Annotated in this window: 17 protein-coding genes and 2 pseudogenes; 7 read left to right on the forward strand and 12 right to left on the reverse strand. The window is 69.6% G+C overall.

Annotated features, from left to right (window positions below):
* Positions 1-570: 570 nt before the first annotated feature.
* A complete protein-coding gene (locus ACWDS7_RS15745; protein WP_451929865.1) occupies positions 571-1,266 on the reverse strand; it encodes a TetR/AcrR family transcriptional regulator in 696 nt (231 codons plus the stop codon).
* Positions 1,267-1,375: 109 nt separating this feature from the next.
* On the opposite strand from ACWDS7_RS15745, the gene ACWDS7_RS15750 reads away from it, so the two are divergent.
* Positions 1,376-2,506: an FAD-dependent oxidoreductase gene (locus tag ACWDS7_RS15750; protein WP_451929866.1), complete on the forward strand. Its 1,131-nt coding sequence runs from the start codon at positions 1,376-1,378 to the stop codon at positions 2,504-2,506.
* 1,082 nt (positions 2,507-3,588) lie between these two features.
* Positions 3,589-3,756, forward strand: a complete 168-nt coding sequence (locus tag ACWDS7_RS15755) for a hypothetical protein (RefSeq protein WP_451929896.1) — start codon at positions 3,589-3,591, stop codon at positions 3,754-3,756.
* A gap of 30 nt (positions 3,757-3,786) precedes the next feature.
* On the opposite strand, the gene ACWDS7_RS15760 is transcribed toward ACWDS7_RS15755, so the two are convergent.
* The 3 genes and pseudogenes from ACWDS7_RS15760 to ACWDS7_RS15770 form a co-directional block, all read right to left on the reverse strand.
* Complete coding sequence (locus tag ACWDS7_RS15760) at positions 3,787-3,972, reverse strand: hypothetical protein (protein WP_451929897.1); 186 nt, start codon at positions 3,970-3,972, stop codon at positions 3,787-3,789.
* 161 nt (positions 3,973-4,133) lie between these two features.
* A pseudogene (locus ACWDS7_RS15765) lies at positions 4,134-4,421 on the reverse strand (tyrosine-type recombinase/integrase); the annotation flags it as partial.
* A gap of 116 nt (positions 4,422-4,537) precedes the next feature.
* Positions 4,538-5,191, reverse strand: coding sequence for a TetR/AcrR family transcriptional regulator (locus ACWDS7_RS15770; RefSeq protein ID WP_451929867.1), 654 nt, complete (start codon positions 5,189-5,191; stop codon positions 4,538-4,540).
* Between the two features lie 97 nt (positions 5,192-5,288).
* Here ACWDS7_RS15770 and ACWDS7_RS15775 point away from each other — a divergent pair, with 97 nt between their 5' ends.
* Both ACWDS7_RS15775 and ACWDS7_RS15780 read left to right on the forward strand, forming a co-directional pair.
* Positions 5,289-6,305: a hypothetical protein gene (locus ACWDS7_RS15775; RefSeq protein ID WP_451929868.1), complete on the forward strand. Its 1,017-nt coding sequence runs from the start codon at positions 5,289-5,291 to the stop codon at positions 6,303-6,305.
* A 107-nt stretch (positions 6,306-6,412) separates the two neighbouring features.
* Positions 6,413-7,975, forward strand: coding sequence for an FAD-dependent oxidoreductase (locus tag ACWDS7_RS15780; RefSeq protein WP_451929869.1), 1,563 nt, complete (start codon positions 6,413-6,415; stop codon positions 7,973-7,975).
* Between the two features lie 210 nt (positions 7,976-8,185).
* Here ACWDS7_RS15780 and ACWDS7_RS15785 read toward each other — a convergent pair whose 3' ends face one another.
* Together ACWDS7_RS15785 and ACWDS7_RS15790 are read right to left on the reverse strand one after the other, a co-directional pair.
* Positions 8,186-8,551, reverse strand: a complete 366-nt coding sequence (locus ACWDS7_RS15785) for a darcynin family protein (protein WP_451929870.1) — start codon at positions 8,549-8,551, stop codon at positions 8,186-8,188.
* The gene (locus tag ACWDS7_RS15790; RefSeq protein ID WP_451929871.1) at positions 8,541-9,458 is read right to left on the reverse strand and encodes an NAD(P)H-binding protein; all 918 of its coding nucleotides are present in this window, start codon (positions 9,456-9,458) and stop codon (positions 8,541-8,543) included. The genes ACWDS7_RS15785 and ACWDS7_RS15790 overlap by 11 nt, the downstream gene beginning before the upstream one ends.
* 116 nt (positions 9,459-9,574) lie before the next feature.
* On the opposite strand from ACWDS7_RS15790, the gene ACWDS7_RS15795 reads away from it, so the two are divergent.
* From ACWDS7_RS15795 to ACWDS7_RS15805, 3 genes are all read left to right on the forward strand, one after another.
* On the forward strand, positions 9,575-10,513 hold the full coding sequence (locus ACWDS7_RS15795; RefSeq protein WP_451929872.1) for a LysR family transcriptional regulator: 939 nt from the start codon (positions 9,575-9,577) through the stop codon (positions 10,511-10,513).
* A 1,376-nt stretch (positions 10,514-11,889) separates the two neighbouring features.
* Positions 11,890-13,257 (forward strand): MFS transporter, encoded by a 1,368-nt coding sequence (locus ACWDS7_RS15800; RefSeq protein ID WP_451929873.1) that lies wholly within the window; start codon positions 11,890-11,892, stop codon positions 13,255-13,257.
* A 521-nt stretch (positions 13,258-13,778) separates the two neighbouring features.
* Entirely contained in the window at positions 13,779-16,571 is a 2,793-nt protein-coding gene (locus tag ACWDS7_RS15805) for a BTAD domain-containing putative transcriptional regulator (RefSeq protein WP_451929874.1), read from the forward strand.
* Between the two features lie 335 nt (positions 16,572-16,906).
* On the opposite strand, the gene ACWDS7_RS15810 is transcribed toward ACWDS7_RS15805, so the two are convergent.
* From ACWDS7_RS15810 to ACWDS7_RS15835, 6 genes and pseudogenes are all read right to left on the reverse strand, one after another.
* Positions 16,907-17,062 (reverse strand): hypothetical protein, encoded by a 156-nt coding sequence (locus ACWDS7_RS15810; RefSeq protein ID WP_451929898.1) that lies wholly within the window; start codon positions 17,060-17,062, stop codon positions 16,907-16,909.
* Positions 17,063-17,272: pseudogene (locus ACWDS7_RS15815) on the reverse strand (GNAT family N-acetyltransferase); the annotation flags it as partial.
* 161 nt (positions 17,273-17,433) lie between these two features.
* Complete coding sequence (locus ACWDS7_RS15820) at positions 17,434-17,820, reverse strand: VOC family protein (protein ID WP_451929875.1); 387 nt, start codon at positions 17,818-17,820, stop codon at positions 17,434-17,436.
* On the reverse strand, positions 17,817-18,104 hold the full coding sequence (locus ACWDS7_RS15825) for an ArsR/SmtB family transcription factor (RefSeq protein WP_451929876.1): 288 nt from the start codon (positions 18,102-18,104) through the stop codon (positions 17,817-17,819). The genes ACWDS7_RS15820 and ACWDS7_RS15825 overlap by 4 nt, the downstream gene beginning before the upstream one ends.
* A 77-nt stretch (positions 18,105-18,181) precedes the next feature.
* The gene (locus ACWDS7_RS15830) at positions 18,182-19,489 is read right to left on the reverse strand and encodes a HoxN/HupN/NixA family nickel/cobalt transporter (protein WP_451929877.1); all 1,308 of its coding nucleotides are present in this window, start codon (positions 19,487-19,489) and stop codon (positions 18,182-18,184) included.
* 2 nt (positions 19,490-19,491) lie between these two features.
* Complete coding sequence (locus ACWDS7_RS15835; protein WP_451929894.1) at positions 19,492-23,073, reverse strand: outer membrane protein assembly factor BamB family protein; 3,582 nt, start codon at positions 23,071-23,073, stop codon at positions 19,492-19,494.
* Positions 23,074-23,234: the final 161 nt, after the last annotated feature.

A 23,234-nucleotide genomic window follows, 5' to 3' on the forward strand; every position in this document is an offset into this window, starting at 1 on the left:
ATCTACAGCGTGACGGACGGCATGTGGAGTGGCGCCACCAAGCAAGCGGGCGTCAATATCGCGACGCGGCTGACCAGGCTGTGCCGCTGACCGCGCATCCGCCCGGGATGCCCGCTGACCGGGTGACGACGGCGACGGGGGCGGTCCGGCCCCGTCGCCGTCTCGCCGGTGGCCCACGCCGCCAGGCGGGGACGCCGCGGCCTCGGGGTGGCCATGTTGCCGCCCAGCAGACGTGGCCGAGCCCCGCTCGTCCATTCCGGAGGCGTCGGCAGGCACGGTCCTCAACGGGCCGTCGTCCATGGTCGCCCCGCCCGAAGAGAGACCGCTGACCTGCACATCCGTTGTTTTCTGTGCCGCTGCTGCCAGGACCCCTACGGGCCCTCCAGTCGGGCCCATGTGAACATCGGTACAGCCGTTGGCGCTGAGAATGACCTTGACGAGTCGGCCTGTCGTTAAGAGGGTGCCGGTAAGAAACGCGCCATGAGCCCCAACCGGTGTTGATCTTGTTGTGACGTGCCCGGTCAATGTTGGGCGGACATGACGCCCCCCTGACCATCGAGTTCGGCGGGGTCAGCGGAGGTTGGTAATGCCGTCGAGGATGAGGGCGATGCCGGCGAGGAACTGCTCGCGATCATCGTGCTCGCGCATCTGGCCGCTGATGGCGTGCATGAACGGGTAGTCGGCGGGGTCGAGTTCCTGCCACGCCATCGACGCTGCCTCCAGGAACTTCTCGCGCTCCTCGTCGGTCTCGACGCCTGAGGTGTACCCGTCGATGCGGGTCTGGCTGACGGCGCCGAGGATGTAGTGCACGAGCGTTGAGGCCGCGACGAACCAGACGGCTTGCGGCACGCCCAAGGCACGCACCTGCCGGCCGATCTTCTCGAAGATCCCCACGGTCACCGGACCCCACGGGTTTCGGGTGAGTTGGACGGCCAGCCGCGTGGCGAGCCACTGGTGTTCGGCGATCGCGTCGAACAGGCCCAGGGCGACGACGCGGATCTCGTCCTCGGGCGTGGCCGGAGCCCGAGCGGGCTCGGTGGCCAGGGCGGCGGCGATGACGGTTTCGGTCGCGGTGTCCAGCAGCTCGTCCCGAGTGCCCACGTGGTAGTAGATCGCCCCGGACCCGGTGGCCAGGCGCTCGGTCAGCGCCCGGACGGTCAACCCGCCCGCGCCGCCCGCGTCGAGCAGCTCGATGGCGGTATCGATGATCTGCTCGCGGGAGAGCACCTGTCTGCGCCGCTGTGTCCGGCGCGCTCGCGTTGCCATGTATGCATTCTGCCACCTTGGAGCACTGAACCAAGTTGGTATAGTGTTCCAACATGGAACAGTGCACCATAAGTGCCGGCCTCGTCGGCCTTGGCACGAAGGAGCCATCATGAACCCCGTCACGATCATCGGCGCCGGGCTCGGCGGACTCACTCTGGCCCGCGTCCTGCACGTCCACGGCATCCCGGCCGAGGTCTACGAGGCGGAGGCATCACCGGAGGCACGGACGCAGGGTGGGATGCTCGACATCCACGACTACAACGGGCAGCTCGCCCTTGAGGCGGCCGGTCTGATGGAGGAGTTCCGCGCCATCGTTCTGGAGGGCCGCCAGGCTATACGCGCTCTGGGGTCGGACGGCGCCGTCCTGTTCGAGAAAGCCGACAACGGCATGGGCGGCCGTCCGGAGGCGCAGCGCGCTGACCTGCGGCGGATACTGCTGGACGCGCTCCCGGAGGGCACCGTCCGGTGGGACCGCAAGGTCACCGGCGCCCGGAGCCTCGGCAGCGGCCGCCACGAGGTGATCTTCGCCGACGGCAGCAGCGTCACCACGAGTCTGTTGGTCGGCGCGGACGGCGCCTGGTCGCGGGTCCGCCCGCTGCTGTCGGAGGCGGTGCCCGAGTACGTCGGCACGTCATTCGTCGAGACCTACCTGTTCGACGACGACACGCGGCACCCGGCCGTCGCGAAGGCGGTCGGCGGCGGTTCGATGTTCGCCCATGCGTCGGGGAAGGCGATCACTGCTCACCGCGAACACGGCGACACCTTGCACGCCTATGTGGAGCTCACCAGGCCGCTGGAGTGGTTCGACGGCATCGACTTCTCCGATCCGCCCGCGGCCGCCACCCGCGTCGCGGCGGAGTTCGACGGCTGGGCGCCCGAGCTCACCGCGCTGATCAGCGACACCGACACCCCGCCGGTCCTGCGTCCGCACTACGCCCTGCCCGACGGGCACCGGTGGGGCCGGACGCCCGGGGTGACCCTGGTCGGCGACGCCGCCCACCTGCTGGCCCCCAACGGCGAGGGGGCCAACCTGGCCATGTACGACGGCGCCGAACTCGGCAAGGCCCTCGCCGCCCACCTTGACGACGTCGAGGCCGGCCTCGCCGAATACGAGCAGGCCATGTTCATCCGCATGAGCCAGGCTGACGACGAGACGGCCATGCACCTCAAGGAGATGTTCGGCGACACAGCTTACGAAAGCCTCCTCACTCTGATCCCCGAACACCAGCAGGACCACTGAGCCGGCCAGCTCAGTGCCAGCTCAGTGCCCGTTTCAGTAACGGGTGCACTTCGGGAACGGGCCCCCACTTCCGCTGCCCCGCTGCCGGGCCGAGCCGGGCACGGCATCCCGCGCGACAAAGTGTTCTCCGAGAAGTTCAGCGCTCGGGTGCACGTACGGCCCCAGTTCGAGGCTGCGCTCGCTCGCCCGGCAGATCAAGGCCCAGGCCCCCGCGCTGCCGCGTCATCTTCACCGTTTACGAGACGGAGCGGCTGGGCCGCGGCGCCGCCGATCGTGCCAGCCGCGGTACAGCCCTCGTCGTACAGCGGGCTGCCGTATCCGGAGATGACGACGGTGGCGCGACAGGCGTGCAGAGCTTCGGCGAGGTCCCCGGCGCGCCGCCCATCTCATGGCGGTAGTTCCGCTCGCTGGAGGTGGTCCGCCAGCGCGGTGAGCTCGGCGGCGTCGCGTCCCAGCCGCTTCGTTGCGTGGACGGTGAACAGCACGCGGCAGTGCGGGGCGTGGCCCTTGATCTGCCGGGCGGGCGAGGGTGGCCTCGAACCGAGGACGGACCCGATGCGGGTGCTGATCTTCTCAGAGGAGATCTTGTCGCGGGGGATGCCGTGCGCGCTGAGCGTGTCAAGCTGCGGCTGCAGCTCCTGGGTGAGATGGCTGCACCGGGCGTACCCGATGCGGAGTCCGCGCCCAGGGCGCCGGTCTCGGGTACGGCCGGCGGCGGGGTGCCGGGCCGCCAGGGCTGGCCAGCGCTGCTACCGGAGGTGTGCTGCGGGTCCGTCATGCCCCGCGGCTTCTCACAGACCATTGCCGGAACAGGGGTCCGCCACCGTTCGAGTGAGAACGGGTTCTGAGAACGGATCGGGTGGTCCGGCCGTCCCCGGCGACCGCTGCTGATTTTCCTCCCGGAAAGGGGTCATTTATGAGACCGGCCCGGGCGAGTCGACCGTCACATTCGACTGACTCCCGCTGTCCGTCCCACCTCCCGGGGTCCCGGTAGCAAAGAGGAAATTTCCAACGAAGTAGCCTCTGGCCTGGATTGATACGGACTCCTATGTCTAGGTCTCGATTCACTTACGGTGTTGACCATGAGCGACGACAAGCCGGAGTCCGGGTACGGCGCGGGCGGTCGCCCGTTGTGGACGGCGCGGGACAGGGATGCTGAGGTCATCCGGACGGTGCTGCGCAAGGCCGGGTACCGCGTCGAGCCTGACGCTGACGGTGATCGGGTGCTGTTGGTGCGGGAGTCCTCCTGACCACGTTCGTTCCAGCGCGTGGGGTGGAGGTCAGCGGGGACGGCGGCGCTGGGCGGGGTCGGCTTCGGCGGTGATGCGTGCGGAGGTCTCCTCGCCCAGGCGGACGTACCGGCCGAGGCTGGACAGGTGCTGGTGGCGGCTCTTGGCCTGCAACTCCGGGGCGGTCCGTCCGGCCTGCGCGAGATGCTGCAGCGCGCTGTGCCGGAGTTGGTGCAACGTCCATCCATGCCGGTGCGGGTCCAGGTCGGCGGAGGCGGTTTTGAACAGGTACTCGGCGCGCGGGTAGGACAGCCGCCCCCGCCCGGTGATCGGGCAGATGTCACCGCGCGGGGCGCGCGAGATCCGGAAGTGGGGGCGCGCCGGTCGGCCAGGAACACCGGCCCGGCATGGCGGCCGGCCAGCAGGCGGGGCAGCAGCCGGACGGTGGCGGTGGCCCAGTGCACGTACTCGATGGCGCCGCCCTTGGAGACGACCCGGGCGCGGCGGAATTCCAGGTCGAGGTCCTCGACGTTGAGGCTGAGGATTTCCTCGGCGCGGGCCGCCGTGTCGTACAGGAGCCTCCACGGCACCCGTTCCCGCAGGGCGTGCGCGGGGTCGGTGAACAGCTTGTCCAGCCGGGCGGCCGGGATGGCGCGGTCACCGCGCCGGGCGGGCTTACGCCGCATCCGGCGTTGTGGTCGCCCAGAGCGGAGGCGGTCTGGTTGGTGGTGTCCGGCGGGTTCCTACGCGCCGGCGACAATTCACCGGCAGATGCCGGGGCGCCGTTTCTTGAGGCGGGAGTTCACTGATGCCGGTGGCGGAGTGCTCGTTGCTCTGCGGCGTCGAGTGCGGGTTTGAGGGGTGCGAGCGTGGTGTGCAGGAGGTCCGGTAGCGAGCCGGACGGCACGACGAGCCCGCTGGCCGTGGAGGACGAGGCAGTCGTCTGCAGCCACTGCTCGAGCGCCACGCGGACTGCGGCGGCCACGCTCGCCGCGAGCACCCGTGCGGTATGCGGGTCGCCGTCGCCGAGACGCTCGGCGATGGCCTCGGTGAGGGGATGTTCGATCGCGGTGGTGGTGTCAATGAATGCGTCGCGCAGCGCCGGGCGGGTGGTGATCAGCAGTAGCGCTTCCCGGCCGGGCGCGTCCGAAGCGGTGTACTGATCCACGATGGCCTCGATGACGGCGTCGGCGAGGCCGACGCCGTCGGGCCGGTCGGCCACCGCCGCCGCGACCCGTGCCTCTCGTTCGCTGGTGACGGCGGCGACGATCGCCTGTTCGCGGCTGGAGAAGTAGTTGTTGTACGTCCTCGGTGAGACGCCGGCGGCCTCGGCGATGTCATCGACGCGCACGTTGTCCGGTCCACGCTCAAGGGCCAGCCGCAGGGCCGCCGCGCGCAATGCCTCTCGGGTGGCCTGCTTCTTCTGCTCGCGCAGCCCCGTCCGTCTCGTCGTCACCGTCTCAGCATAGCCTATATGCGTGCACGCAAATTTGCGCACACGCATATTTGTGCCTAACCTGGCGTCCTCACCCCCGTCAGGAAGGACCAGAACGATGAGGGCCAAAGGGATCAGCTACGACACCGGCTTCGTCAAGAACGGAGCGAACTCCCGCAAGCGCTTCGACCCGGACGTGGTCGAGCGCGAGCTGCGCATCATCCGCGATGACCTGCACTGCACCGCGGTCCGTGTCATGGGCGGTGATCCGGAACGGATTGAGCTGGCGGCGGCGCACGCCGCCGATCTGGGCCTGGAGGTCTGGTTCTCCCCCTATCCCATCGAACTGACCGCCGAGGAGATGCTGTCGTTGTTCGCGGACTGCGCCGAACGCGCGGAGCGGTTGAGGCGGCGTGGAGCTGAGGTGGTGTTCGTCGTCGGCGCCGAGCTGAGCCTGATGAATCCTGGGTTCCTGCCCGGTGACAGCATCGATGAGCGGGTCGCGTTGCTGAGCCGGCCAGATCGCGTGCGGGAGCAGATCGGCGAGGTAAGCGCACGTGTCAACGACTTCCTCGGCGCGGCTGTGCAACTGGTCCGCGGGCGCTTCGGTGGCAGGACGACCTACGCTTCCGTGCCGCTTGAGCGGGTCGACTGGGCACTCTTCGACATCGTGTCCATGGATCTCTATCGGTCGGCCGAGATCGCCGACCGTTTCGCCGACGGCGTCCGTGGCCTGGTCGCGCAGGGAAAGCCGGTCGCGATCACCGAGTTCGGCGCAGCCGGCTACCAGGGCGCCGGCGAGCGGGGCGCTCTCGGCCTGGAGATCGTCGAGTACGACGAGGACGGGCCTGTCCGGTTGAACGGTGACTATGCCCGGGACGAGGTCGGTCAGGCCACCTATGTGCGTGAGCTGCTGGAGGCATTCGACGCCGGCGGCGTCGACAGCACGTTCGTGTTCACCTTCGCGCTGTACGACCATGTGCACCGGCCTGACGGCGATCCCCGCGACGACCTGGACCTGGCCAGTTACGGCATCGTCAAGGTCTACGAGGACCGGCTCGGAGCCACCTATCCCGACATGCCCTGGGAACCCAAGGCCGCCTTCACCACCCTCGCCGAGTACTACAGCGGCTGACCACGTCTCAAATCCGCAGCTCGAAGCGGGCCGCACCGGCACCGCCCACGACACTGCGCCTCAGCGCTCCACCCGTCCCGCCCATTCCGTACAGACCGAGGAGAAACGTGATCACAGATGTCGTCATCGCCGGCGGCGGCCCGAACGGGCTGATGCTGGCCTGCGAACTGAGCCTGGCAGGGGTCCGGCCAGTCGTGCTGGAACGGCTGATCGAGCCCAGCGAAGAACCGAAGGCGAACGGATTGCTCGGCCAAGTCGTGAAAATGCTCGACCACCGGGGACTGCACGAACGTCTCAGCGGTAGCCCACAACCTCCGCAGCCGAACTCCGGATACTTCATGTTCGGCGCGATGGGCCTGGACCTGAGCCTGCTGCAGGACAGTCCCGTCTATGCTCTGCCGGTGCCGCAGCGACGCATCGTGCAGGTCCTGCAGGAGCGCGCTATCGAACTGGGCGTGGAGATCCGCCGGGGACACGAGGTCGTCGGCCTGTCGCAGGACGATGACGCGGTGACCATCGACGTCGCGAGTCCGGGCGAGGCCTACCAGTTGCGGGCCCGGTACCTCATCGGCGCGGATGGAGCTCACAGCACCACGCGCAAGGTCTCCGGCATCACATTCCCCGGCATCACCTATGACCGGATGACCGTCTGCTCAGCGCATGCGACGGTCCCTGCGGAATGGGTTGATCCCGCGACCGGTGCACTGAACGTGCCCGGCCATGGCGCCGTTTTTCCGTTCCTGCCCCACCGCACCGAACACGGCGGGTTCTCCTACGCGCCGCTGCCTGGCAACCCACCGCTGATCAGTACCACCGAGTGGGACAGGCCCGCGACCGACGCTCCCATGAGCCTGGAGGAGCTGCGAGCGAGCATCCGCCGTGTGCTCGGCGTCGACGTGCCGCTCGATCCGCCCGACGGCGCGGGGCCGCACGTGCTGCGTCGGCTGACCGGCGGCAACACCCGAATCGCTGAACGGTTCGCCGACGGCCGGGTGTTCCTGATCGGTGACGCCGCGCACGTGTATTCCGCCACAGGAGGCGGTCCAGGGCTCAACCTCGGCCTGCAGGACGCGGTCAATCTCGGCTGGAAACTCGCCGCCGAGATCCGGGGAAGTGCCCCGCCCCGGCTGCTGGACACCTACGAGACAGAGCGGCGATCGGCCGCCCAGCGCATGGTGCTGAACGCGCAGGCGCAATCTGCCTTGATAGCCCCCGGTAGCGATGTGACCGGACTGCGCAAGGTGTTCACCGAGTTGCTCGGCGACCAAAGCACCGTACAGTGCCTCGCCGGCCTTCTCACCGGCGCCGACGTCCGCTACGACATGGGCGAAGACGAGGCGCACCCGCTGACCGGTCGGTTCGCCCCCGACATGAACCTCCATACCCCGACCGGACCGGTCCGGCTGGCCGAGCTGACCAGAAACGCACGCCCTCTGCTGCTCGACCTGACCGAAGAGGCATCGCTGGCAGAGACACTCGCCCTGCGGCACGACCAGGTCGATATCGTCACGGCGCGCTCCCGCATCCCCACACCCACCGCCCTGCTCCTTCGACCGGACGGCTATGTGGCCTGGGCATCTGCATCGCCCCGACCCGATCCCACGGAGATCGAAACACTCCGGGCAGCCCTGCAGCGGTGGTTCGGAGCCATCAAACCCGCCCACACCTAAAGTCGTGAGCGTTGACTCACGTATATACGTGGGCGGTCCAACACCTATCTTCCTGCTCACACAGACCCAGCCCTGAGCCCGGTAGTGGTCCGCGCCGTGCGTGGGCCACTACCGCCCACGTCTCCTCCCTGTAGCGGCACAGGGCCTGTCAGGGCGTCAGCCCCAGGTCACGCAGTTGCGCGGGCCGCAGCGGCCGGTCGGGGAGGAGCGTCAGGTGGCGAGGGCGGCCACCGGCTCCAGGTCGTAGGTGCGGGCGTAGCCGTTCTCGGTGCCCACGAGCAGGTCCACGACGTCGAAGTAGCGGTCCCAGAAGGGGGTTTCGCGCAGAGCGTCGATCAGCAGCCGGTAGGCGTCGTGGTCGTCCGCCTCCCAGACCCAGACGTCGGTGACCCGCGCCGAGTAGAACTCCGTGTCGTAGAAGCGGGAGCGGACGCCGCGGGTGCGGGCCTGGATCACCGGGACGACTTGGGTGGTGAAGGCCTGGACGCGTTCGGCCACGGTCATCGCGAGCCACTCGGGCGTGGTCTTGACCAGCATGAACGCGGTGACCGGTGGCTCGGTCCGGTCAGTGGGCATCGACTGTCTCCGGTGTGGCGAGGACGGCGGGCTTGAGAGTCTGCGCGCACCACTGCGCGAATCCGGTGGCCGGGCCCGCCTGCGGCGAGCGGTCGACGCCCGAGTCCAGGCCCTGGTCCTTGGCGCGCTTCATGTCGACGACGCCCTCGACGAACGCCTCGTTGAGGCCGTAGCCGAGCAGGGTGGACCGCAGTTCGTCGAGCGGCTGGCGCTGGTAGCGGACCGGACGGCCCAGCTCCTCGGTCATGATGCGGGCCAGGTCGTTGGGCGACAGGTCCTGCGGGCCGAGCACCGGAACACTGCCGACGCCGGTCCAGGAGCGGTCCAGCAGCAGCCCGGCCGCCGTCGCGGCGATGTCGACGACGGCCACCAGCGGGGCCGGACGGTCCGCGGCGACGGTGTCGGTGAAGACGCCGTTCTCGCGGATCGAGTCGGCCTCCTCCAGCAGGTTCTCGAAGAAGGACGGGCTGGCCAGGGCGCGGTAGGCGACGTCGGAGCCGGCGATCAGGTCGTCCATAGCCAGGGAGGCGGTGACCAGCCCGGCCTGGGCGGCCTGCGGGGTGCCGCGGCCGAGCGCCGAGATGCCGACGACATGGCCGACGCCGTGGGCGGCGAACGCCCGCGCGGCCGGGCGGGTGAAGCCGCTGAACGCCTCCTCAGGTGTGGCCGAGGCGTCCGGCGGCACCAGCCAGAAAACGGCGTCGGCCCCGGTGAAGGCGCGCTCGACGGTCGCGGCGTCGCCGTGCGAGCCGGTGACCACCTCGACCCGTCCGCGCACGGCCTCGGGGAGCCGGGCGGGATCGCGGACCACGACGCGCAACTCCTCTCCGCGTGCGGGTGCGGCCTCGACCAGCAGAGACAGCAGCCGCCGGCCGATGTTCCCGGTGGGGGCGGTGATGACAATCATGAAAAACCTCGCGGTCTGTGTCGGATCGGTACAGCCCCTTCATCGTGCAGATCCGGCCCGCATTGCCACAATGGGAACTTCAGCATGCAATTATTGCCCGAAATGGAATGATGCCCGTGAGCAGCCCAGCCGCGAACCTCGACGCCAACCTCGCCGTCGCCCTCGACGCACTGCTGGCCGAGCAGAGCGTCACCCGTGCCGCCGCGCGGCTGAACACGTCACCCGCGGCGATGAGCCGCACCCTGGCCCGGCTGCGCCGAGTGCTCCAGGACCCACTGCTGGTGCGGGCAGGACAGGCGATGGTGCCCACACCCCGCGCCGAGACGCTGCGGGACGAGGCCGCCGCGGTGGTGCGCCGGCTGGAGGCATTGCTCACCCCGAGCGGCGGGATCGACCCCGCCGCGCTGCGGCGCGCCTTCACCGTCCAGGCCTCGGACCTGGTCGGCGCGGGGCTGGCGCCGGGTCTGCTCGGGCTGGCCCGGCGCCGGGCACCGGGCGTCTCGCTGCGGGTGCTGGCCGAGGAGTGGGAGGCGGGCCCCGCGCTGCGCGAGGGCCGGATCGATCTGGAGATCGGGGCCATCGACCACGTCGACCCGGAGACCCGGGTCGAAGAGCTGGTCACGCTGCGGATGGCGGCCGGCGTCAGGGCCGGGCACCCGCTCGCCGAAGGAACCCTGACGCCCGCCAGGCTGGCCGCGGCCGAGCATGTGGCGGTCAGCCGCCGGGGACGCTTCACCGGCCCGCTGGACGCGGTCTTGGCCGAGCAAGGGCTCAGCCGGCGGGTCAGCGCCGTTCTGCCCGGACATCTGGCGGCGATGGCGCTGGCCGCAGTCGGCGACGTGGTCTGCCTGGTGCCGACCGCGCTGCCGGGCGAGCCCCCTTCACCACTCAGCGACGCGGCGCACGCGCTGGGACTACGCCTGCTGGAAATCCCGCTGCCGCTGCCACCACTGACGATCGGCATGGCCTGGCACCCGCGCCACACCGCCGACGGGGCCCATCAGTGGCTGCGTGGCGCCGTGCGCCGGGTACTCCGTTCGGCCCGGGAGGAATAGCCCACGGCGCGGGTCCGCGCATACCCGGGCGCCCGGACACAGGCCCGGACCCGACCGTGACCAGAAGCCTGGGTGGTCGAAGCCGCGGCAGACGACTTCGACCACCCAGGCCGGATGCCACTACCGCTCGGAGCCGATCCGGTACCAGGGTTCAGGCAGCTGGCGCCAGATCGACCTGGTCCTGCGGCTCGACCTTCCAGCCCTCCGCCTGCAGGGCGCACATCGCCTCCGCGCTGTCCAGCGTGATGTGGAGGATCAGGCAAGCACCCCGAGGGCTTCACCATGCCTCGCTTCGAGGAGATGGACACTCCCACCCCGGCGCTGACCGGCGGGGGAGCACCCGGCGATCCGGACCGCGCTGGAGACCATCACCGACGTCCTGGTCCGCCACATGCGGTGGAGCGGCCTTCGCCGGCTACCCGTCCGTGTCGTCGTCCGCCGCACCCGGGTGATGCATGTGACAGCGCTCGGCACCGATGCCGGTGAAGTTGCGCTTGGCGCAGCGTGCCCTTCGAGGTTGACCCCGGCGCATTGGGCGTGGGGAAAGCGGTCGGCCGCGGCCGGCGGCCAGGGGACCGGCAGTCAGGGGAGTCGCCGTGCCGATGCCCGCAGGGTGGCGGTCCTGGTATCGGCCTCGGTGGGGGAGGGGCGTCGAGGGCCTCGGTTCGAGAGGTGCTTGGGGGAGCGCCCGGTAGTGTGGACGGTGGTGTCCCCGGTCGCTCGGTAGGGACCTCGGTAGGGACACGGTGTGCCGACATGTCGTTGGTTTCCGTGGGCGGGCTTCAAGCGTCTGGTCGCATGAACGGTGATGTCCCAGAGTTATTGATCTACATTGTAAAGGCGCCCGGTCGGTGCTCAAGATCATTTACAATGGACTAAAGACTCCCTTCTGCAAAAGAAGAGCCGTACGCCGGTGGATTGGCCTGCTACGTCCTGAAGGGCGTCTGGTGCTCATCGGAGGGGTGCTCGGCGAGTATCGAGCTGGGGTGTCGGTAGAGCGGAAAATCCAACGAATGTGCCCTTGTCCTGCTCTGATGGGAGGGCAACGCAGGGCTGGTGTGCCGATGGGTAGATGCGGCAGGCCGGGCCGGGGACGCCGCTGACCTCGCCTGGGTGCTCCACATCGACGCTGGTCAGCGATATCCGTTGGGTTTTCGGCGATTACTGCCGGGACCCTCTCAGGTGGGCCGCGAACCCCTTGCGGAAATGTCAGTCGACTCTGCCAGGGTGACCTGACCACAAAAGTCGATCACCGCCGAGCGCCTGCAGCTCCCCGGCGTCGGACGTGAGCTCGGATCAGTGCATTCCGTCCAGAGAGGTGCCCTCTTGCGTGACCTTGGCTCATTGCATTTAAGTTGCCCATGCCTGAGGCTCCGATGGGCCGATATCGCCTCCGGTCCCCGCGGTTCAGTCCCGCTCACCGCTATGAACAGCGGTGGTGGCCTGTGAGACCGATCCGAGAGGCGATCGCCCCCCTGACCGTCAGGGACTTCCGCCGCTACTACTTCGGACATACCGCCTCGACGTTCGGGGACGCACTGACTCCCTTGGCGATCGCGTTCGCTGTCCTGCATCTCACCGGATCACCCGCCGACCTCGGCATTGTCGTCCTGAGCACCCGGATCCCCATCATCGCGCTGAGCCTCCTCGGCGGCGCCCTCGGCGACCGCTTCTCCCGGCGCAACGTCATGCTGGTCGCCGACCTGATGCGCTTCCTCGCGCAGGGAGCCACCGCGGCACTTCTTCTCAGCGGGACGGCCCGCATCTGGATGATCGTGGTCCTGCAACTCATCGCGGGCATGGGATCCGCTCTCTTCAACCCCGCCTCTGTCGGTCTGGTGGTCTCGCTCGCAGGCAGGGAGCGGGTGCAGGAAGCCAACTCGTTGTTGTCGATGTCGCGCAGCATCACCTCGATGCTGGCGCTCAGCGTGGCCGGAGCGCTGGTGGCAACCGTAGGCCCTGGGTGGGCGATTCTGATCGATGCGGCCACATTCCTGGTGAGTGCGGCTTTTCTCTCTCGCCTTCCTCGTGCGCTAGCCGTGCAGCGACCGGCAGCGAGCACAGGGCTGCTGGCCGGCATCAAGGGAGGCCTCGCGGAAGTCACCAGGCGATCATGGCTGTTGACGTCGGTCATCCATGTGGCGTTGACCAACCTGATCGTGGTCGCGCCGTTCCTGGTACTCGGCCCGTATGTGGCAGACGAGCATCTCGGTGGAGCGCCGGCCTGGTCCGCCATCGGCATCGCGTACGCCCTTGGAGGGCTCACCGGCGGCTTCGTCGCTGCTCGCTGGAAGCCCTCCCGTCCCGTGGGTGCGACTTTGGCAGTGTTTCTGCTGATAACGCCACTGCCGGCCCTCCTGGCTGTACCCGCCGCCCTCTGGCTACTGATGGCGGCCGCTTTCCTGGCCGGCTTGGAGCTGGTGATCTACAACGTTCTACAGACCTCCGCCATCCAGCGCCACGTCCCCGAGCACCTCATCGCCAGGGCCAGCTCCGTCGTCACGCTGGGCTCGCTCGCGGCGGCACCCCTGGGCATGGGCCTCGCCGGACCAGCGGCGCAGGTATTCGGCAGTGGCACCGTCCTCGCGGCCGGCGCAGTCCTGGCCACTCTCATCACCGTAACCGCCCTGTTCGTTCCATCGGTGTGGCAGATCCAAGACGGCCCCAGGGAGGACAAACAAGCGGAGCCGGTCGAGCCCGCCCAGGCCGACGCGGACGGAGCGACGGTCGCACCCGGAGCGTAAGCGCTGGGAAACGATCATGACGCGGCCGGGAAGCGATCATCGACCCCTCGGATCCGCGCAGCTCGGCCGTACTCGTGAACGGCCCATCATGGCAGTCGGCGGCCTCTGTGCTCCCGCGGCCGCCGGCCCCCGCCCCTGACCGTGAAAAGTGCCTTTGACGGGGCGCCGGCAGGACCTTCGGCGCCCGCTGCGCTTCCCGCTCAAAGGCACTTCTCTTCACTGCGTGTTCATCAGCAGCAGTGGGCCTGATCGGCCGCCGCGGACGACGCGACGACCACCCCACCGGCCGTGGCGGACACGGCGAACAGCACGGCGGCCGCCAGGCGTAGCAATGTGCGCTTCATGGGATCTCCTTCGTTGGCAACAGTCGGCCACCTCGGTCCGGGGAGTGGATCCGACGACGACCGCGTCCCGGTCCGTAGACGACGATGCGCGGCCGACCCTGGACAATCCTTGCCAATAACCTTGAATCCGCAGACCGCAACCGTTACACACGGGTGATCGAGAGATGGGGGTGTGGCGTGCCGGTGGAGTTCCGACTCCTGGGTGACCTGGAGGTTCACGTGGACGGCCGGCGCGTCGAACTCGGGCATCACCGCCAGCGGTGCGTACTGGCGGTACTGCTGGTCGAGGCCGGCAGGCGCGTGTCGATCGATCAGCTCCTGGAGCGGGTGTGGGGCCACCACCCGCCTCGGCATGGTCGCGACACGCTCTACAGCTACCTGTCCCGCCTGCGGCGGATGCTGGCGGCGGTCGACGGCGCACGGATCGCACGGCAGAGCGGCGGTTATGCGATCAGCGTCGATCCCATGACGGTCGATATGCACAGGTTCCAGCGCTGGGTTGGAGAAGCCCGAGGCGCCGACGACGCCCACGCCCGACATCTGCTGGAGCAGGCGCTCACCCTGTGGCGCGGGGACGCCCTCGCCAACCTGGACACCCCCTGGCTGAACACGCTGCGCGAAGGGCTGGTCCAACAGCGGCATGCCGCCGAACTCGACCTCACCGACGCCCACCTCCGTTCAGGGCGGCATGCCGAATTGGTGCCCGCGTTGACGGTACGGGCGGCACGCCATCCGCTGGACGAGCGACTGGCCGGTCAGCTCATGCTCGCCCTGTACCGCAGCGGCCGGTCGGCCGAGGCCCTGCAGCACTACCAGCGAATCCGGCTGCACCTGGTCGAGGAACTCGGCGCCGACCCCGGCCCGTCACTGCAGGACTTGCACCGCCGAATCCTGACCGCCGACCCCACGACGACACCGCCTGCCTCCACACCGGCCACACCGTCCGGGCCGCCTGGCATCGTGCCGCGTCAGTTGCCGGCCCCGCCGGCCCGGTTCACCGGCCGAAGAGCCGAACTCGGGCAGCTCAGCAGAGCATTGGACGAATCCGGCCGGCCAGGGGGCACGGTGGTGATCTCCGCCGTCGGTGGGATCGGGGGCATCGGGAAGACGTGGCTGGCCCTGCGCTGGGCGCACGAGAACATCGACCGCTTCCCCGACGGACAGTTGTTCGCCAATCTGCGGGGCTTCGATCCGATCGAGCAGCCGCTGTCCCCGGCCACCGCTGTGCGCGGCTTCCTGGAGGCACTCGGCGTCGGTCCCATGGGGATGCCGACAGACCTGGACGCGCAGGTGGGCCTTTACCGCAGTCTGGTGGCCGGACGGCGGATGCTGATCGTGCTGGACAACGTCCGCGACGCCGACCAGGCCGCCCCCCTGTTACCCGGCAGCCCCACCTGTACGGTCGTGGTGACCAGTCGCCATCAGCTGGCCGGCATGACCGCGGCCAACGGCACCCGGCCGGTAGCTCTGGACGCACTCGACGACGCCGAGGCCCACCAGTTGCTCCTCCACCAACTCGGCGCCGAGCGGTTGGCGGCGGAACCGGAAGCCGTGGCCTACCTGCTGGCCTGTTGCGCGGGTCTACCGCTGGCTCTGGCCGTCCTCGCCGCCCGTGCCGTGCTCAGCCCGCAGTTGCCGCTGGCCGCACTCGCCGTCGAACTACAGGACGTCACCGGCCGGCTGGACGTGTGGGACACCGGGGATCTGCGGACGAACCTGCGTGCCGTGTTCACCACCTCCTACCTCGGCCTTTCCGTGCGGGCCTCCGAGGTATTCGGACTGCTGGGCCTGGCGCCGGGCCCGGACATCGGCCTCGGCGCCATCGCCGCCCTGACCGGCCTGCCTCCCGCCCGAGTACGCGGACCGCTGCGAGAGCTGGAAGGGATGTCCCTGATCCATCAGCACACTCCGTGCCGGTGGCGCATGCACGACCTGGTCCGCCGCTACGCCGCCGAACAAGCCCGCGAGGACCAGTCCGAGACCGCTCGGCAGACCGCGCTTCGACGGTTGGTCGATTTCCACCTGCACACCGCCTACGCCGCCGAGCGGCTTCTCGCGCCGCATCGCGCACCGATCAAGCTCGGCGCCCCCGCTCCTGGATGGTGGCAGGGGCCGCCGGCCGACCACACCGCCGCCTGGACGTGGTTCACCGACGAACACGCCTGTCTGCTGGCCGTCCGACAGCTCGCCGCGGAGCAGAACTGGCACGAAGCGGTGTGGCAGCTTGCCTGGAGCCTGGACACCTTCCACTTCCGGCGCGGAACCATACAGGACCAGTTCGACGACTGGCTGACGGGGCTGGAAGCCGCTCGCCATCTCGGCGATCCCGAGGCCCAGGTGCTGGCTCACCGGATCCTCGGCCACGCCTGCGTCCGGCTGGGCCGGCATGGCCTGGCCATGGATCACTTCCAGCAAGGGCTGACCCTCGCCCAGCGCACCGGGGACCTCGCCGCCCAGGCCCAGATCCATCAAGGCATGGCGATGTCCTGGGCGCAGCGGGAGGATTTGCGGCAGGCTCTGGAGCACACCACTCAGGCTCTGCACCGCTACCGGGCCCTCGACGACCATGTGCGGACAGCCGACGCGCTCAACGACATGGGCTGGTACGCGAGCAGGCTCGGGCTGCACACCGAAGGTCTCGCCCACTGCGAAGCCGCCCTGGCTCTGTTCCGTCGTCACCAGCACCGCGACGGAGAAGCCAACACGCTCGACAGTCTGGGATACATCGCCCACCGCACAGGTCAGTACGGCCAGGCCCTGAGCTACTACAACGAAGCTCTCAGGTTGCTCCAGGAGATCGGCAACGCCTTCGACGAAGCCAATACCCTGGAACATCTCGGAGACGTCCACGCCGCGATCGGTGACCGGCAACAGGCCCGTAGCGCGTGGTGTCAGGCGCTACGGCTTTACCAGGCCCAGAACCGTGTTGAGGACGCCGACCGCGTTCAGCGCCGGTCGTCGGCCGTCTGAGCGTCGATCCGCGGTTCTGCCGCGACCCGCGGGGTGCGGGCCGCCTTGGGGCCTGCAGGCAGGCGGCTCGCAGCAGGACCTCACTCTCTTGCTCCTTGCTGCCGGGGCCGCCGCCGGCCTTCAGCGACGTGCGCCGGCGAGCACGGCAGCTGCGGAGGCGGCCACCGGTCCGTGCTCGGCCACTTGGCCAAGGGCAGCACTGGTCGGCGATGATGAGGGGGCAGGCATGGTCTTCTCGGGTGATCGTAAGGCGTGGACAACCTCATGGTCCCGAAGGTCGTGCCTGCCTGCCTAGGCAACCTCGGGCCCGACACCCCCAGTCTGGCCTGGACTTGTCAAGCCGGAGCGTTTACCTGCGCGGCGTGGTGGGGGACAGCGAAGGGCAGACCGAGGTCGGAGGGCAGGAGAGCGCCGATCCAGGTGTCCCTCAACGAGTTGTCGCTGGTCTGCGCCGCACGCAGGACCCCCTCCATGGCAGAGCCGACCTTCATTGCCACGGCCCTGGAGGCCGTATTCCCTGCTTCCGCTCGCCACTCCAGGCGCTGCACTCCCAATCCGGTGAAGGACCAGGTGGCCAAGGCGCGGACCGCCTCCGCCGCGTAGCCGCGGCCCCTTCGCGACGACGATTCGGGCACCCGCTCGCGCATGACAGCGGTCCGTTTATCTGCGGTCTCCCGTGACATCGCCCGCACCCTGGCCATCCTCAGCCTCACATGATGGACAAATGCCCACTATGCCGGGACCCTGGCTCAAGCACTTCAAAGGCATTGCGACCCGTTACGACGAGCTCGCCGCGCATTATCGATCGGCCGTGACCATCGCCTGCCTGCTGTTGTGACTCAGATGATCCACAGAACAGAACCTAGGCCGGGGTCACGATCTGGATCAGGTTTCCACAGGTGTCGTCGAAGACCGCTGTGGTCACCGGCCCTGCCTCCATCGGCTCCTGTGTGAACGTCACCCCCAGCCCGCGTAGCCGCTCGTACTCCGCCTGCACGTCTGCGACCTGGAACGAGGTGGCCGGAATGCCATCGGTGACCAGCGCCTTCTTGTACGGTCCGACTGCGGGGTGCCCGTCCGGCTCCAGCAGCAGCTCCGTGCCCTCGGGGTCTTCTGGTGAGACGACCGTCAGCCACCGGGCCCCGCCCACTGGGATGTCGTGCTTCTTGGTGAAGCCGAGCATCTCGGTGTAGAAGTCGAGGGCTTTCTGCTGGTCGTCCACGAACACGCTGGTGACGTAGATCTTCATGGTGTCTGTCCTTTCCTGGTGACCGGCCACCGCTCGAAGATGGCGGCCAGGGGAGTGGTGTCGAGGTGGTGGAACTTGTATCGCCCCTGCTTGTGTGTGGTGATCAACCCGGCCTCCTCCAGCACCGCCAGATGCTGGGATACGGCCTGCCGGGTCAGGCTCAGCTGATGTCGACTCGTCAGGCGGACGCAGATCTCGAACAGGGTCTGGCCGTCGCGCTCGGTCAGCTCGTCGAGGATGGTCCGCCGGGTGGGGTCGGCGAGGGCCTTGAAGACATCGCCCATGTGCCGAGGATAGGCAAGCCGTCACTTGCCTGTCAATGTGGAGATGCTGCGTCCTCGCCGGCACACAGGCTGAGCCCTCACAAGGTCGCCACGGCGACGGCCGCCAGTACGGAGGCGACGAAACCACCCGCGACCACCAGGGTCGCCGCGATCAGTGGCAGGCGCCGGCTCCACTCCCGCAGCCGCGGCGATCTCGTCACGTTCGCCAGCGCGTTCCTGCCTCGCAGTACGGCGATGCCGATCCCGGCGAGGGTGCCCGCCATTCCCACGCCGAACGCCGTCACCATGGCGAGGGCGAACGCGGCCCTACCGGTGAGCAGGCCGGTGAGCAGCAGCAGGAAGGCCGAGGGCGAGGGAAGCAGCCCGCCCGACGCACCCATCGTCACGATGCCCCGCCACGTCAGCAACGAGGCGGCGTCCCCGTGCCCGTGCCCGTGCCCGTGCCCGTGCCCGTGCCCGTGCCCGTGCCCGTGCCCGTGCCCGTGCCCGTGCCCGTGCCCGTGGCCGTGCTCTCGGCGGCGGTTGCGCAAGTGCCGCAGAAGGAGTCCCACTCCGATTCCGAGAACGACGAGCGAGGCCGCGAGCTGCAGCCACCTCGTCACGGTCCCCAGCGAGGGCGCACTGTCCGCGGCCAGCCACCAGCCGACGGCCAGCACGGCCACCGACACGGTGTGCATGACCGCCACCACCGCGCCCAGCAGGACCGCGTCACGAGCCCGGCCGTTGCCGCCGACCAGATATCCGGCCGTCAACGTCTTGCCGTGTCCCGGCGCGCAGGCGTGCACCGCTCCCGCCACCAGTGCGACCAGCAACGCAAGGGGCGGCACGACGTCGTTGTCCAGCAGCGAGAACAGCTCGGCCGTCCACAGTTCGGCGGACGCGATCGGCGGACCGGGCGCGTTCACCTCACCGTCGAGGCGCAGTACGTGCGCGGGGGCCGTCGCGGTGTGCAGCGCGCCCCCGCCACCCGGCGTCGTGGACACCGTCCGGTATGCCCGGTCGGCCTCGATCAGTGCGGTGATCTTGAGCGTGACGGCGCGGACCTCGGTCCGGCACCGGAAGCGCAGGACCGCGCCCGAGGCGGCGAGAGCCTCGACCCGCACCGCCTCCAGCGCGCATGCCGTTCCGTCCTGCGCGACCTCGATGTGCTCGCCGAGGTAGTCGCCGACCCGTTCGCCCCGGTCTGCGGCGATCTTGTCGAGCATCGCCTGGTCGTCGGCGGCCGCCGACCAGGTCACTTCGACCGTGTCGCCGTGAGCGGTGACCTTCGCCGCGAGCGGCGGGCCGAAGGGGTGCGCCCACCCCGGGCCCGCCGCTCCCAGCAGGATCAGCGTCGCCAGGCTCGCGGTCGCGAGCAGGCGGACCAGAACCCGTGTCAGAACCACGGTCACTGACCGGAACCGCCATGGCCGCGGACCTTCGTGGCCGCGAGCGCGTGGATCGAACCGTCGTCGGTGAGCGCGAACAGCAGGTCGCCGCTCACCGACAGCGCCGACGCCACGCCCGCGCCCAGGTTGTGGTCGGCCAGTTTGCGGCCGGTCGCCCGGTCCAGCGCCACCACACGCCCGTCCCAGGTCGTGGCGTAGACCACGGTCTCGGTCGCCAGCGCGTGCATCGCCGGAGATCCGGGGCCGGCCGTCGCGCACCCGGCGGCGACCCGCCACTTGTCATCCATCGGGCTCTCGCCGGGCAGATGACCCAAGGGCGTCTCCCAGACCGGCTTGGCGGGGTCGGCCGAGGCCGTGTCGTAGGCTCTGACCACTCCGTCGACGCTCGCGACGTATGCCATCGCGCCCCGGGTCGCCGGGCTGGTCGCCGGCGGCGGCCCGGGTTCGCAGGCGCTCGCCGTACCGAGCTTGGCGTGCCACAGCACCTTGGCGCCCGCCTGCGGGTCGTGACCGCGGACGCCGGAGGTGGTCGCGGTCACGAGCTGCGTGTCGGTGAAGGCGGGCGAGGACTGGGTGAAGAGGTCGCCCCCGGTGTTCACCGAGGCCTGCTGTGCGCAGGTGGTCAGGTCCATCGCGATCAGCGTCTGGCTGGACCCCGAGTGCAGGTAGGCGGTGGTGGCACCGGGCCGCCGTACGGCGACGCTGTGGAACTCGCCCCAGCCGGCGGGCGCGCTGAACCCGCCCGGCAGACGGGTGCCGGTCTTCGCGTCGCGGCAGAGGACGGTGTCCCACGCCTGGTAGACCGCCACGGTGCGGCCGGGCAGGTCGAAGACGCTCACCGGTCCGCCTGCTCGGCCGTAGCGGCGCACGGTCGTCCCCGTGGTGTGCTCGTCGTCGATCGTCTCCCACACCACCTTGCCGGTGTCCGTGTCGAGGGCGTAGACGCGTCCGACGCCCGTGGTGAGGTACACCTTGCCGTCGTGCACGGTCGGGAAGGACTCGGCGTCGCCGTCCAGGTAGGTGCGCCACAGCTCCGCACCGGTCAGCGCGTCGTAGGCGAGCATCATGCTGTACAGCGAGTCGAACGCCTGCGAGGCGACGATCACCTTGCCGCCTGACACGGCCGCGCCGTTGAGGTGGAACTGCTCGCCGGTGTTGGCCGCCCAGCGCAGGTCGAGCCTGGCGCCCGGGTCGTCCTTGGCTGATGAGCGGGACTCCTCGTCGCCGCCCTGCCGGGTCCAGTCCTGGCCCAGGCCGGGTCGGTTGAGGCGGGAGTCGGCGATTACCTCGAAGGTGGTCTTGGCCGCCGGCCAGGCCTTGCCCGCGGTGTCGACCGCGGCCATTTCCGCGGTGTAGGTGCCCGGGCGCAGGCCGGTGATGCGGGTGCTGACCCTGGTCCAGGAGACATGCGCCTGGGGGCACGGCTCCGCCGTACCGCCTGGGGGTGTGTAGCAGTTGACCCGGCCGGTGGGCTCGGTCGCGCGGCCGAACTCCAGGTCGCGGTCCCGACGGATCACCCTGCCGTTGCCGGCGCGGATGGTCAGCGTGGCGGTGGCGGGGGTGCGGCCGTCGTCCTCGGCGTACAGCTCGACCGGGACGCCGCTCTTGGCGCCGTGCACGCTGCCCTGGGCCGGGCTGACCAGCGCGACGTCGTCGTCGATCTCGAACTGGCGGTGCGTGCCGGTGATGTAGCCGATGTCCTCGTTGTGCTTGGTGTTGGGGTCGTCGGTGATGCCGCTGAAGTCGAGGATCTTGTAGTCGGGTCTGGCGGAGTCGATGCCGTAGACGCCCATGTTGTTGACCTCGACCGATCTGGCGAACGCGCCGCGCCGATATTCGGCCTGCTGGTTGTGGCCGGCGGCGAACATCCGCACGTCGTACCTGGCCAGTTCGTCGACGGTCGGTTGCATGCCGGCGCCGGGACCCCATTTGGTGAACAGCGAGCGGTGCGCGAAGACCAGCACCTGCTTGCCGGTCGCGTGCCTGCGCAGGTCCTCGCGTAGCCATTCCAGCTGCGGGGCCAGGCCTCTGGAGTCGTAGTTGTCCTCCAGGACCACGACGTGGCGTCCGTTGCGGTCGAAGCTGTACCACTCGGGGCCCATGTTCCTGCGCCAGTACTCCAGGCTGCCGCCGTAGCCGGTGGAGGTCGCGGTGCCGCCGACGTCGTGGTTGCCGATGACCGGATAGTACGGATGACCGAGTGAGCCCTTGCGCAGGCCCTCGCGCAGGATGTCGTAGCCGCCCTGGCGGCGAGGCTCGGCCGCGTAGTCGGTCACGGTCAGGTCGCCCGTGGTCATGGTCAGCGTGGCGCCGTGCACCTCGGACATCGCCTCGACCTGGCCCTGCCAGCGCGGCAGCGCGTTCTTCGCCTCCGCGTCGGTGCGGTTGCCCACCTCGACGTCGGAGACCATCAGCCACTTCTCCTTCGGGTCGGCGGCGTTGGCGTCGGGAACCAGCGCGAAGTCGAGTCCCTTGAGGGGCCCCTGTCCACCCGGTACCTCGCGGAAGAAGGCCGGCACGGAGTCGTCGCGCAGGACCGGCGTGTAGCCGTTCGGCGAGACGATGCTGATCAGGTCGGTCTCCCTGCGCCTGCGGTCGACGGTCAGCGTGTAGCCGCCGTCGGCCGCGGTGGTCGCCCAGACCGCGCCGTCGGTGACGGACACGCCGGGCAGGCCCTTTTCCCCGGTGTCCCGGACGCCGTCGCCGTCCTGGTCGGCGAAGACCGTGCCTTCGACGGTCACGAGGTCCGAGCCGGCGCCCGCCAGGGTGAACGTGACCGGGGCGCTCAGCGGGTCGTAGCCGTCGTCGGCCAGGAAGTGCGCGGTCCAGGACCCCTCGCCGAGGGCACCGGTGTCCAGCGTGACGGTTCCCGAGGCGAGGGGTGCCCGCACCCAGGTCTTCGACGCGGCGGAGCCGGGCTTGTCGGCGGTGCCGTAAAGGCCCACCCAGTTGAGCGCGTTCGGTCTGTCGGTGGTGTAGCGGAAGGTGACCGGCTCGCCGGCCTTCGGGCCGGCGGTGGTGAGCGCAAGCGTGCCGGTGGGGGCGGCCACGTCCGGAGAGGCACTCGTCGGAGAGGCGCTCGGTTGCGTGGTCCGGCCGGGTGCGGGGTCCGCCTCGGTGGCGCTCCCCGGATCGTCCACGGCGGCCAGCGCGGCGCTCGGCGCGAGCACCGCCAGCGCGGCCGTGGCCGCCACGACGCCCAGCCATCCCTTACGGCGACGCAGCCACATCAATCCGGTGACGGCCAGTACCAGGCCGAGAAGCATCGCCACGAGGTACGGCGTCGGCCACGGGGAGGCGGGCGCGTGCGAACCGGTGGCGTCGACGACGGGGAGGGCGTTCGTCGCGTTCGAGGTGACACCGTCGAACTCCGTGACGATCTCCGACAGCCCGCCTGCGCGCAGCAGCCCGCCCAGGTCCAGGCTGTCCACCGTGCACGACCACGCGAGCTCGACGACCACACCGCCGGGGATGCCGCCGGCGTCGCCGGACACCCCTTGAGCGCTGACCGGGCATCCACCTCCCAGAAGGGCCCTCGCCCAGGCTCCGGCGCGCTCGGGGGAGACGACGTCCTTGTGCACAACCAAGCGACCGCTTGTTAGTCCGGCCGTCGTGCCGACGACCAGCTCGGCATGGCCACGGGTCAGATGAGCGGACGCGGGACCAGCGCAGATGCCAAGCGTTACGGCCAGCGCCACGGCGAACACGCCGACGGCACGCATGGCCCGGGGTAAATGATGCC

It is taken from the genome of Streptosporangium sp. NPDC003464, from assembly GCF_053588315.1.

Bases quoted from the DNA above. Each gene is read 5' to 3' on its own strand.
- ACWDS7_RS15745 (WP_451929865.1), bottom strand. From the start codon at position 1,266: ATGGCAACGCGAGCGCGCCGGACACAGCGGCGCAGACAGGTGCTCTCC.
- ACWDS7_RS15750 (WP_451929866.1), top strand. From the start codon at position 1,376: ATGAACCCCGTCACGATCATCGGCGCCGGGCTCGGCGGACTCACTCTG.
- ACWDS7_RS15755 (WP_451929896.1), top strand. From the start codon at position 3,589: ATGAGCGACGACAAGCCGGAGTCCGGGTACGGCGCGGGCGGTCGCCCG.
- ACWDS7_RS15775 (WP_451929868.1), top strand. From the start codon at position 5,289: ATGAGGGCCAAAGGGATCAGCTACGACACCGGCTTCGTCAAGAACGGA.
- ACWDS7_RS15785 (WP_451929870.1), bottom strand. From the start codon at position 8,551: ATGCCCACTGACCGGACCGAGCCACCGGTCACCGCGTTCATGCTGGTC.
- ACWDS7_RS15790 (WP_451929871.1), bottom strand. From the start codon at position 9,458: ATGATTGTCATCACCGCCCCCACCGGGAACATCGGCCGGCGGCTGCTG.
- ACWDS7_RS15800 (WP_451929873.1), top strand. From the start codon at position 11,890: ATGGGCCGATATCGCCTCCGGTCCCCGCGGTTCAGTCCCGCTCACCGC.
- ACWDS7_RS15810 (WP_451929898.1), bottom strand. From the start codon at position 17,062: ATGAAGGTCGGCTCTGCCATGGAGGGGGTCCTGCGTGCGGCGCAGACC.
- ACWDS7_RS15820 (WP_451929875.1), bottom strand. From the start codon at position 17,820: ATGAAGATCTACGTCACCAGCGTGTTCGTGGACGACCAGCAGAAAGCC.
- ACWDS7_RS15825 (WP_451929876.1), bottom strand. From the start codon at position 18,104: ATGGGCGATGTCTTCAAGGCCCTCGCCGACCCCACCCGGCGGACCATC.